This window comes from Salinicoccus sp. CNSTN-B1 (genome assembly GCF_054792835.1).
In genome coordinates, this window is record NZ_JBTWMN010000004.1 from 1,251,051 (window position 1) to 1,263,551 (window position 12,501).

Below are 12,501 nucleotides of genomic sequence, written 5' to 3' on the forward strand. Positions count from 1 at the left end.
ATCGACTGAAGGTGTATTGCTTTTATGAATAAAAATATTTCCCACTTGGTTGCGTCGATGGTATCCATACCAGTTGCGTTGATTGCCGGTATGCTTTCGATGATCGCCTTTGACATTCATCTTATATTCGATATGATGATTGCGGCTGGGCGTTCTTTTCATCCTACCTACCAGTCCAGACGAGAAGTATGCGGTCACAACTGGAAAAGATGGGTATTACGAAAAGTGAGTACCAACATGTTAAGAAGCAATTGTCTGAAGCCAGGGAAAAGATGAAACGCTTGAGGCAAAGCTACAAGAATGTAAGAACATTAAAAGACGCAAAATTGATATACGATATAAACAGGCTTTCGCGTACCATCTATCAAGCTGTAGAAAATGATCCGAAACTTTTCTTCAGCATCCAGCAATTCTTCCATTCAAACTTGGATTCTGCCGTTAACACTATTGAGCAGTATTTGTTTCTATATAAGATGCCTGGAAAGACAAAAGATGAAAAAATCAAGCTTCATGAAACCCGGATTTCCCTCTTTGAACTAAAGCGCACCATCCAGTCTAACCTATCAGCGATGAATGCCACAGGCTATCAAAATCTCGAGGTGGAAAAGGACATCATTAAGTTGAACAGGAAAAGAAAGACGACCACCCTAAAGTTGGATAACCAAATGGAAGAGCAAAAGATCAACTTGAAAAAAGAAGAGAAAGAACCAGTATATCAAGACAGAGGTGAACATGATGAAGGAAGAAAATAATTTGAAGGAATCCCTACTCTCCGATCCTTTCTCATCTGTGGATGAGAATACAGAACTTATGCCTCAGCCAGAACCTACAGACATCGAATCGGTGGAACAGGATCAACTCACAACGTATAAGGAACGCTTCAGTGAAGAAGACCTTAAGAAAATTGAAGAAATAAAAGATAAAATAGAACCACTGGATAATGATGGATTGATCCAGTACGGTTCAAACGCCCAACAAGCCCTCTCAAAGTTTTCCCATCAGATGTTATCGGAAGTCCAGTCGAAGGATGTCGGTCCGATAGGGGATACACTGGAGAACTTGATGAAAAAGCTCAAGGAAATAAACCCAGATGAACTGACTGATAAGAAAAAGAATATATTCAACCGTCTGTTCAAACGAGTGAAAAAATCTGTGAATGAGCTGATATCGAAGCACCAGAGCGTCGCTTCACAAGTAGACAGGATCAGCATCCAACTTGAACATGCCAAAGAAGTGCTGATAAAGGATATCCAATCTTTAGATCAATTATACAATCAAAATAAGGATTATTTTGATGCGATCAACATCTACATTGCGGCTGCAGAATTGAAGAAGGAAGAACTGAATGAGAAAACCTTGCCAGAATTAAAGAGCAAGGCACATAACTCTGATAACCAGATGGACGTTCAGGAAGTTAATGACATGATGCAGTATATCAATCGACTCGAAAAAAGGATTTATGATCTGAAACTGTCGCGTCAAATCACGTTGCAGTCAGCACCGCAAATCAGAATGATACAGAACATCAACCAGACGCTTGCGGAAAAGATACAAAGTTCAATATTAACGAGCATACCATTATGGAAAAACCAAATGGCGATTGCGTTGACCCTACTCCGTCAACAGTCAGCCTCACAGGCTCAACAAGCTGTTTCGAACACCACTAATGACTTGCTTACAAAGAACTCTGAGATGCTTAAGCAGAACTCGATTACGACAGCCAGAGAAAATGAACGCGGTATAGTGGATATTGAAACGCTGAAAACCACCCAGGATAATCTTGTCAGCACTATAGAAGAGACACTGAGGATACAACAGGAAGGCTCCCAAAAGAGGCAGGCTGCAGAAAAAGAACTCGTCAATATGGAAGATGAGCTTAAATCGAGACTACTTGAACTTAAAGATGAACATCGTTATTAAAAAGAATCGGCCGATATTAGATAACTAATATCGGCCGATTCTTTAATTTTTATTAAGAATAAGATATGCGTTCTTTCTTGAGACCTATAAGATAGCCTACGATATAGCCGATTATCATTACTGGAATCCATTCGAATGAACTTGCAAATAACGGCATGCTTTCAATCCATCCGATATCCATCCAACCATTACGTTGAATGACAGCCAACACACTGGTTATGATTATTAGATAAACCGGCAGTTGGAAACTGAGTCTCGGTGACGGAACAAAGTATGTTATGAACAACAACGCAACAGAAGCCATGGCGACTGGATAGATGATGTAAAGAACAGGTACACTTGTCTGTATTACCTGATTCAATCCTTGGTTGGCAAGCAGGAGTGACAACAATGTGAAACCGATGACAAAAGTTTCATATGAGATTTTAGGCAAAATACTGTTGAAATATTCACTGACCGCAACAATGAGTCCTGTTGCGGTTGTCAAACAGGCAACAAGTACAATAACCCCTAACAATACAGCTCCAAAACCACCATAAGTATCACTGGCGGTGAACGTAAGGATGAATGTCCCCAAGTTCTGATCACCTATAACCTCGTCTCCAATATTCACCCTATTGCCTATCCAACCGAGTGATATATAGATTATTCCGAGCAGCAGAGCTGCGATTGAAGCGGATTTTACGGTTTCTATCAATAATTCTTTTCGGCTGTTGATACCGAGCCCTCTGATGGCGTTCAAAACGATCACTGAAAATGCTATTGCTGCTATGGCATCCATAGTCAGATAGCCTTCCGTAAAACCGACAGAAAATGGTGCACTGGCATTAAATTCTTCTGCAGAAGGATTCGGAGCATTACCTGTATACATCATTATAGCCTTGATGATGAGGGCAACGATGGTAAGGAGTAATACCGGCGTCAAAAACCGTCCAATATTATCGACCATACTTGTCGGATTGTAGCTGAGGGCGAATACTATAATGAAAAAGACGATTGAAAAGATAAGAAGACTAACCCCACCAGCTCCGTTGATAAATGGAACGGCTGCCATTTCATATGCAGTTGTTGCAGTTCTCGGAATGGCAAAGAAAGGTCCAATGGCCAAATATATGGCGACCATAAATAAGACTGCGAATACGGGATGAACCACTTTCAATGACTCCCTGTACCCTCCTCTTGAGATTGAGCCTGCAATCACCCCAACCAGAGGTAATCCTACCCCAGTGATGACGAACCCGATAATCGCCAGCCAGAACAGATCCCCACTTTGAAAACCTAGACCCGGCGGGAAAATAAGGTTGCCTGCTCCAAAGAACATGGCAAACAACATAAATCCAACTATAAGACTGTTTTTAAACTTCATTTATTGACCCCCTAATTGAATTTGATATAAATGATAGACTTTAGTTTACAGTATAAAACTGTTTTAGTCTATGAAAATTCTAAATTGTCAGATATAAGACACAGACTGTTACAATAACATCTGTGTCAGCAGTCTTTGCATAAGTTGCGGCAGAACATATACGATATCTTCAGCATCGTCAACAATGACAGCATTAGTATCATATATATTTTTTATGGCTTCTAATGTATTTTCTTCATTATCTTGGTTTATGAAGATATTGATTACTCCTATACCATTTTTAGCTGCTTCCTGCACAGCTTCATGAGTGTCAATTATACCGCTCTGATTATATTCTTCTGCGCTTGGCAATCCATCTGAAAACATAATGATGAACTTATTCTTTTCATTACGCCTATTTAAAAGCTCCATCTCATGCCTCAAGATCATACCATCTCTATTATCACCCGAAGCTTCAATATTTAATAAAGAAACAGGATAGTAATATTTGGAGCGCTCGAAATCCATATGTTCATAGATGGTGTTGGGATAGTGATTTTTCATGACCTCAAATGTATCTTCATGGTGCGAAATGATACGATGAGGGATTTCAAGCGTCTTTAACACATTGTTGATGATGATTGCCCCATTACGGCACCCTTCGAGATTCTCCATCATAGAGAAAGATTGATCGATGATAAGAGTAAATGCAGCATCTATTTCTCTCGATTCAGTATTTTTCTTTGTAAAAACTTTATGGCTACCTGTAATCATTGGCCCTACCGGATTTTTCATGAGCCTACCTGAAGATCGGTTATCTTGTATAGAATTTATCTTGTAATCAAGAATCTGCATGATCTCTAGAATGATTTTCCGGGCTGTAGAGTGATAGATATCATATAATGATTTGTAATCCGTGTAATTCGTGAGATTTATTTTAGGTTGCACAATATTCAGGACGGCATTGTGGTTGGCAGAATAGGAGTCCATGAAGTGGTTATCACCAGTATTTGTGCCGAAACCTTCGTGGTAATCATCAACATCATCATTATAATCATTTTGCTTTCCATGATCGTTTTTGTGGGATGCATTGTCGCCCGTCTCACCAATCATGTTAGCCTGCCCCGCATCCCTATCCGTTTTAGTATCTATCTGCCTCATCTCATCCTGTTGGTCTTCATTGGATTTGCTTTCTAGTTTCTGTGCATCCTTCCGTAAATCATCTTTTCGGATGGCTGACTCGATTTCACTGAACGGCATATCATGAATCTGAAATTTGGAAGACACTGAGATGTACCTGGACAAATAATCTGTCATCTCTATTGCGAGCTTTATACTTTCGGCAGTGGAATGGGTGATGATATTAAAATATTCATCCATGAAATAAAATGAATCTTCCGATTTTAAAATGGCTACATTAAATCCTTTTAAAAACTTCTCGGCATCACTTTTGGAAGGTTTTTCATACTCCCTCATCATGATAGTGTCACCTGGACCAATCATGTCTACTATTAATGGACGTTCTTGTAGTGCATATCTTCTAGTACGGTTATACTCCAGCGAAAGAAAGATCTGTTGGGTAAACCTGGATTCCTCTTTCATTTTGCTGTATAAAGCATAATCAAATATAAAAATGGAGGGATAACGTGTCAGGATATCGTACCTGAATCCTTCCAATTCGGATATATCCTGTCTATGTTTCCAAAAGAAACTGAGATTGAAGATATTGTCAACTGGATTGAAGTAACTGAACTTACGCACCATCACAGTAGTTTTTTCCTGTTTGAGCAGAAGGCGCGTCAAATCCGTCAACTCCATCATAATTTTTGAATCTATAACTTCATCGTTGAATTTAATAAATGAATAAGCGATATTCCTCACCTTCCAAAGCGTAACTCAGCTGCATTTAAAATCGCCTTCTTCTCCTGGTTACTATCGAGCTTGTCAATGATTGTGCGGCGACACGCTCGATTTATAGGTATTTTAGTAGACAAGTCTGCGAGGTCAATCAGACTCCTGACACTGGAAGCTTCCTGTGAAATCTGCCCCTGTTCTGTCATGGTAACGAGATCAGTATGGAAAAGAGTGATTGCGTCAATGACTGATTCCTCTTGTTGTAGGCTTTGTGCTTTCAGAACTTCAGTCAGTGCCTCTCTCGAGACATAACCGAGTTCGATTACGTTGAACCGGTTGAGTAGCGCTTCATTCATGGGCATTGTTCCGACATATCCGACATTTATCGCGGCAATGACATTAAATCCATCCTTTGCCGTCGTTGTTTCACCTGTTAAAGGGTTGGTAATGGTTCGGCGGTAGTCCAAAGCGGCATTCAATATAGGCAAAACTTCCGGTTTCGCCATATTTATCTCATCTATATAGAGAATTGCCCCTTCATTCATCGCCTGTATGACGGGCCCTGACACGAATACGACTTCCTGCTTGCCATCGATATACTCGATTGTCTTGAAACCAAGCAAAGATTCTATATCTACATCCACTGAACAATTGATGCTGTACATGGAACTATTCATATCTTCAGCTAAATTTTCAGCAAGTCTGCTCTTCCCGACCCGGTCGGCCCTTTGAGCAGGAGATTTTTATTCAGAGACATTATTATTTTCGAATCTTCATATATGGTTTCATCATTATGGAGAAAACGAATAGCCATTATGATTCCACTTTTTCGAAATATGTCTTGTAATAGCCGCCGACTTTTCCGGAATTATCTATGACGAATATATATTCTTCAGTTTCGTTCACCATTTTATATGTTTTACCAACAGTCAACATATCAGAAACTTTATACTTTTCGGCATCTGTATGCACTACCTTTACTGTACCTAGGTCATTTTCGTGCCATGTTTCATGTAACATATCAATCTCTCCAGTCATTTTATTTAATATGATTCTAACATAAAAAAGTCAGGCGTCACATGGACGCCTGACACAAAATATATTATCAGCCTTCAAGAAGTAGATCTTCAGGATTTTCTACAAGATCTTTAATCGTTTTCAGGAAACCGACTGCTTCTCTGCCATCAATTATACGGTGGTCATAGCTTAGTGCGATATACATCATTGGGCGGTTTTCCATATTTTCATCATCTATTGCAACAGGTCGCTTTTGGATGGTATGCATTCCAAGAATGGCTGCCTGAGTACCATTGATGATAGGCGTGGACATCAGTGATCCAAAGACGCCACCGTTTGTTATTGTGAACGAGCCGCCGGTCATGTCATCGAGACCCAACTTTTTATTTTGAGCTTTTTTCGCCATATCTGCGATGCCACTCTCTATTTCAGCGAATGTCTTACGATCACAGTCCCGTACGACAGGCACTACAAGACCTTCTTCAGTCGATACTGCAACACCGATGTCATAGAACTGTTTGAGTACGAGATCGTCTCCATCAATTTCAGCATTTACCGCTGGATATTTTCTTAGTGCTGCTACTGAAGCTTTGGTGAAGAATGACATGAACCCAAGGCGGGTACCATCATGACGTTCCTGGAACTCTTCTTTTTACGTTTTCTGAGTTCCATCAGATTTGTCATGTCAACCTCATTGAATGTCGTCAACATGGCAGTGTTCTGGGAAACTTCCAGCAGACGCTTGGCAATAGTCTGCCTTCTGCGTGAGAGCTTCTCCCTTACTACCGGCTTTTCAGGTTTGCCGGAGTCTTGTGATTTAGGCTGCTGTGATTGTTTTGGTGCTTTTTCTTCGGCAGGTTTATTGCCATGGTTCTCGACATCTTGACTCCTCACCAACCCACGTGGATCGGCAGCATTGATATCACTGATTGAGATGCCTTTTTCACGTGCCATTTTGCGGGCAGAAGGAGTAGCGACTACATGTTCATCATCAGAGGAAGATTCTGATGTCGCTGGTTCTTCGGATTTTGTCTCCTCTTTGGCAGGCGCTTCTTCTTTCTTTTGTTTTGGTTGGGCATTTTCATTATCAGAGGAACTCTCTGAAGCTTGTTCATCAGAAGAGTCCGCTTTACCGCTTTCGTCAACTATGGCAATGACTTGTCCGACCTCAACCGTATCCCCTTCTTCAGCTTTCAGTTCAGTAAGGGTACCAGCTTCTTCACTGATCACTTCTACGTTGACTTTATCAGTTTCCAACTCAAGGATATTTTCACCTTTTTCAACATAGTCGCCTTTTTGTTTTAACCAAGTCGCAATCGTTCCTTCTGTTATGGATTCAGCTAGTTCCGGTACTTTTACTTCAGCCATTTTTCAACCTCCTATTATTTAAAAGCAGTTTCGATTATTTTTTGTTGTATCAGTTTATAGGATTCTCCATCGCCCTCAGCAGGAGATGCACGCCTTAACCTTCCGACGTAGTTCAATTCCACTTTTTCAGGCAGGATCTCGAGCAATAGTGGCAACGCATAATGGTATGCACCCATATTTTTCGGTTCTTCCTGAACAAATCGCACTTCTTCGAGATTTTTTAGATCATCCAATAGATCTTTCAGCTGTTCGGATGGGAATGGATAAATCTGCTCCAGCCTTACAACGATGATTTCATCGTCAGGATTATCCTTTTGTTCAGCAAGAAGGTCTACTGCCATTTTTCCGCTTGCAATCAATACTTTTTTGACTTTTGTCTTTTTATAGGAAGGGATGATTACTTCCCTGAATTGACCTTCAGTGAATGCACTAACCGGTTCACTCACTATTGCGTTGCGAAGCAGGCTTTTTGGAGTCATTAGAACCAGAGGTCTCATTTTTTCGGTATCCATGTATTGAGCTTGCTTACGCAATAGATGGAAATAATTGGATGCACTGGATAGGTTTGCAACCGTCATATTATTTTCTGCCGCAAGCTGAAGGTAACGCTCAAGCCGTGCTGAAGAATGCTCCGCCCCTTGACCTTCTTGTCCATGTGGCAAGAAGAGGGTCATGCCGGAAGTTTCTCCCCATTTGGCATTCCCGGACGATAGGAAATTATCAAATAAAACTTGAGCCATATTTGAAAAGTCGCCATATTGCGCTTCCCATATCGTCATAACATCTTTATGTTCAATGTTATAGCCATAATCAAATCCGACTACAGCAGCTTCGGATAATGGTGAGTTGTGTATATCGAATGAAGCACTCAGATCTTCTACGTTGTGAAGAGGTACAAGTTCTTCACCACTTTCTGGATCATGGAGTACCGCATGTCTTTGGGCGAATGTGCCCCTTTCGGAGTCCTGTCCTGTCAGACGGATAGGGGTGCCATCCTGATTGATTGTAGCGAAAGCAAGTGCTTCAGCATGTGCCCAGTCCACGAGCTCTTTATCATCCTCGAAAGGTTTTTTTCGACGGTCTAAGACTTTGGAAAGTTTTTTGAATACGGTGAAATTTCTGGATAATCCAAGAGCGCATCATTAATCTTTTGGAGTCTCTCCCTTGAAATATTGTCTTCGGAGTTACTATCTTGACCTTCCATCACCGAGTCCGGAGCTTTAAGGTCACCATCTATATTTGTATCATTCTTATCGATGGCATCATGCGCTGCTCTCATTTCATCAAAGACACTCTGGATAATTTCCTGCTTCTCGTCTTCAGAAAGAATATCTTCATCAACGAGTCTGGCACCATAAAGTTCTTCAAGAGTTTCACGCGACTTGACTTCCTTGTAGAGCAGTGGGTTTGTAGCGGAAGGTTCGTCCATCTCATTATGACCATATCTTCTGTAGCCGATTACATCTATGACGATATCCTTACCGAATTGCTGCCTATATCTCAGGGCGATTTCCATTGCACGCAAGACATGTTCTGGCTTATCCGCATTGACATGTATCACAGGCAGGTCGAAACCAAGTGCAGGGTCTGAAGCATAGACAGTTGACCTTGCATCTGTTTCTTCAGTGGTGAAGCCAATCCTATTATTTGCAATGATGTGCAGGGAACCACCGACTGAATAGCCCTTCAATTTACCTAGGTTAAGTGATTCGTACACAATTCCTTGTCCCGGGAAGGCAGCATCTCCATGTATGATGGCTGCAATTGCTTTGTTGGTATCCTGTTCTGGACGACCAGCAAGGTTCGCAGTCTCTTGTTGTGCCCTTGTTCTGCCGAGGACTACAGGGCCCGCGACTTCAAGGTGACTTGGGTTGTTGGCGAGGGTGATACGTTGCTCAAGACCTTTATCAGAACGCGTTTTAGCGCCTCCAAGGTGATATTTGACATCGCGCATCCAGCCCTGTGTTATTTCCAGGAACCATCTTCAGGAAGGAATTTCATAGGATCGGTATGCATGAATTCACTGATCATCATTTCATATGGTTTTTCAAGAATGTGCGTCAGTACATTCAGACGCCCACGGTGAGCCATACCGATCTGAAGGTTTGGTATCCCCTGTCCCGCCATAAGCGTAAGCAAGTGATCAAGCATAGGGACAATGGAGTCAAGACCTTCAATAGAAAACCTTTTCGCACCAACGAAGTTTTTATGAATGTACTTTTCAAAGCCTTCTACTTTAGCCAGCATTTTGAAGAGGTGCTTCTTTTCATCATCTGACATTTCAAAATTACGCTGATCTGCAATCATCTCTTTGAACCACTGGCGTTCCTCAGTGTCATTGACATGCATGTATTCGTATGCAATCGGTCCAGTGTAAAGGTCATGAAGCTGCATTAATGCCTCATATGCATTATCGTTGTCATCGCTCAGATACTCGCTGACAACAGTAGCAGGCATATTTTTCAGATCTTCTTCAGTGAGGTCGTAATCTTTGAAATCCAAACTTGGCACATTTTTTATATCAGGGTCATACACGGGTAGATTTCCGATTTCAAATGTCCAAATAGCCTTATATTGTCGATGAGGTGAAGTAGATTCTTCACCTTCTTATGGTCAGTTCCCGAAGAATCGGCAACAGCACCACCCGAGCTGAGATTTTCAAACAGGAATCGCATTTCTTCGCTTACACTGTTTGGGTCTTCCTGATACATTTCATGAAGCTCGAGAAGCATTCCCATGTTAGCGCCGAAACGTACCGGGGCATTCTCAAGTTCTTTCTCCTGCATTTTGCCACACCCTCTTTAGAATCTTTTTAACTTATACAGCTCCATTTTAGCACTATAGAATAAGGTTTTAAAGCCAATAATAAGAGCAAAACATAGAATAAGCTACTTTAGGTCACTTTTTCATATAAAAACGGATTGTTACCTTCGTAAACTGTCCTTCTTCGCTTTCCAGCCAGACATTTCCCCTATAGCTTTCAATAAGCTTTTTGCAATTGAAAGGCCGAGTCCATTGCCTCCCATTTCTCTGCTCCTTGATTTATCCACTCTATAGAACCTATCGAATATGGCCTCGATTTCCTTTTCCGGTATTCCAATGCCATAATCCATGATGACTATGTCAAAATGATCTTCTTTCATTTCTGTAGTAATCATTATGTGACATCTATCTTTATCATATTTTATGGCGTTATCAAGAAATATGACGAGTATCTGTTCGAGGTGGTAGGGGTTGATCATATATTTGATCGGTTCTTCTTCCAAGTCAAGTGTGAAAGTATAATTAGAATGGAGTTTCCTCATAGATTCAACACGGCTTCTGACCTCTTCGTTAATATCCACCTTCTCCATATTCATATCGGGTTTACCTTCGTTCTTTGTAAGGATCAAGAGTTCTTCGACCAATTTATTAATCCGTCTCAGTTCGTCGATGGATATGCCCAATGACTCATCCAGAACTTCAGGCTTATGCTTTCCCCATCTGCTTATTAATTTCAGATGCCCCTGGATAATCTGGAGGGGAGTCCGTAGTTCATGACTGGCGTCCTCGACGAATTGTTTCTGCTGATTATAGGATTGTTCCAGTGAATCCATCAGATGGTTGAATGAATCGATCATATAGTCCGTTTCTTCTGAATTGGTTGTAATCTTCAGACGTTCAGAAAAGCCTTGCTCTTCGATCCGTTTCAATTGGTTCGCAATCTTCCTGATTGGGCGCACCATCCTATTGGAAAAGAAGTAGCTGATGACGGAGGTGAAGAGAATCGACATGAAACCAACTACTGTTGCTATGAACATCATCATGCGGATCACTGAATTGTATGAGTTCAAGGGATGGATGACTGAAATGTAACCATCCCAATACTGTGAATCAATTTTGGTGCTGCCTATAAGAAAATCTTCCTGATCGATTTCAGACTCCTTTATTTCCCGTTCAGAAACAGCTTCAAAATCAATATCAAGCTTCATCGGTATACCGGTAGTGGCGCTGAAGACCTCCTCGCCACCTTGGGTATAGAGTATCATCTTCTGTCTGTCATATAGGCTTGAATACACTTCATCCTGGCTTATGGTGTTGATCGGTTGCGTTTCATATAAGCTTTCCAATTCTTCAATACTTCTATCGACTGAACGGTACTCCTGATCCTTCAAATATATACTGGTGAAATATATGAGCATCGAACTGAAGATCAGATAGGTTACTGATATAATCAGGGTGGATAGCCTCAGCCATTTATACTTCAACGATTTCTTATTCATGTTCGGATCACATACCCTACTCCCCTTACAGTTTCAATCAGCTTGTGCTTATTGTAGGGCTTCAATTTATTCCTCAAATATCTGATGTAGACATCCACTACATTCGTTTCAACTTCACTTTCATACCCCCATACATGGTCTAGAATCGTCTCCCTTTGGAGCACGATACCGGCATTCTTCATCAGTAGATACAGAAGATCATATTCGGTCTTCGTCAACTCGATTGAATTGCCGTCAACGGAGACATGGTGGGCGTCGGAATTTATCTTTATCCCATTCGTACTAAGTATCTCGCTTGCATTCACTTGAGATGGTGAGCGTCTCATAATCACTCTGATTCTTGCGAGAAGTTCTTCGATTTCAAAAGGTTTGACAATATAGTCATCGGCACCATAATCAAGACCTATGACTTTATCGTACGTCTCTCCTTTTGCGGTGATGATGATGATGGGAGTGTCCTTTTCCTTTCTCAGTCTTCTACATACTTCAAGACCGTTTAATCCGGGCAGCATGAGATCAAGGAGAATACAGTCATAATCATTTTCCATTGCTTTCCTCAACCCATCTTCTCCATTTGAAGCTGACGTGACCCCGTACCCTTCGTGGGTCAACTCAAGTTCTATAAAACGGGCAAGGTTAAGCTCATCCTCGACTACAAGTATTTGTTTCATCCTAATCTTCCTATCATTCTTTTTACATATCATATCACTAATCTTCATTTCTAAGAAAGGATAG

General features: G+C 41.1%; 7 protein-coding genes and 4 pseudogenes. 2 read left to right on the forward strand and 9 right to left on the reverse strand.

Annotated features, from left to right (window positions below; all coding sequences use genetic code 11):
- Positions 1-209 precede the first annotated feature (209 nt).
- Together ACYF68_RS07380 and ACYF68_RS07385 are read left to right on the forward strand one after the other, a co-directional pair.
- Positions 210-752, forward strand: coding sequence for a 5-bromo-4-chloroindolyl phosphate hydrolysis family protein (locus ACYF68_RS07380; protein WP_461046109.1), 543 nt, complete (start codon positions 210-212; stop codon positions 750-752).
- Positions 736-1,920 carry a toxic anion resistance protein gene (locus ACYF68_RS07385; RefSeq protein ID WP_461047527.1) on the forward strand — a complete coding sequence of 395 codons (1,185 nt, stop codon included), beginning with the start codon at positions 736-738 and terminating at the stop codon, positions 1,918-1,920. Before ACYF68_RS07380 ends, ACYF68_RS07385 begins: the two co-directional genes overlap by 17 nt.
- A gap of 52 nt (positions 1,921-1,972) precedes the next feature.
- Here the strand turns inward: ACYF68_RS07385 and brnQ are convergent, their stop codons facing one another.
- The 9 genes and pseudogenes from brnQ to ACYF68_RS07430 all read right to left on the reverse strand — a co-directional run bounded on the left by brnQ (position 1,973) and on the right by ACYF68_RS07430 (position 12,437).
- Entirely contained in the window at positions 1,973-3,286 is a 1,314-nt protein-coding gene (brnQ, locus tag ACYF68_RS07390) for a branched-chain amino acid transport system II carrier protein (protein ID WP_380569455.1), read from the reverse strand.
- Positions 3,287-3,394: 108 nt separating this feature from the next.
- Complete coding sequence (locus ACYF68_RS07395; RefSeq protein WP_461046112.1) at positions 3,395-5,086, reverse strand: vWA domain-containing protein; 1,692 nt, start codon at positions 5,084-5,086, stop codon at positions 3,395-3,397.
- A 56-nt stretch (positions 5,087-5,142) separates the two neighbouring features.
- Positions 5,143-5,936, reverse strand: a pseudogene (locus ACYF68_RS07400) (ATP-binding protein).
- Entirely contained in the window at positions 5,933-6,139 is a 207-nt protein-coding gene (locus tag ACYF68_RS07405) for a DUF6501 family protein (protein ID WP_344703057.1), read from the reverse strand. Before ACYF68_RS07405 ends, ACYF68_RS07400 begins: the two are co-directional and overlap by 4 nt.
- Before the next feature lie 85 nt (positions 6,140-6,224).
- Positions 6,225-7,030, reverse strand: a pseudogene (sucB, locus tag ACYF68_RS07410) (dihydrolipoyllysine-residue succinyltransferase).
- Positions 7,006-7,504, reverse strand: a pseudogene (locus ACYF68_RS07415) (biotin/lipoyl-containing protein); the annotation flags it as partial. The pseudogenes ACYF68_RS07415 and sucB, both read right to left, overlap by 25 nt.
- 14 nt (positions 7,505-7,518) lie before the next feature.
- Positions 7,519-10,290, reverse strand: a pseudogene (locus ACYF68_RS07420) (2-oxoglutarate dehydrogenase E1 component).
- A 138-nt stretch (positions 10,291-10,428) separates the two neighbouring features.
- Positions 10,429-11,766, reverse strand: coding sequence for a HAMP domain-containing sensor histidine kinase (locus ACYF68_RS07425; protein WP_461046115.1), 1,338 nt, complete (start codon positions 11,764-11,766; stop codon positions 10,429-10,431).
- Positions 11,763-12,437, reverse strand: a complete 675-nt coding sequence (locus ACYF68_RS07430; protein WP_461046117.1) for a response regulator transcription factor — start codon at positions 12,435-12,437, stop codon at positions 11,763-11,765. Before ACYF68_RS07430 ends, ACYF68_RS07425 begins: the two co-directional genes overlap by 4 nt.
- Positions 12,438-12,501: the final 64 nt, after the last annotated feature.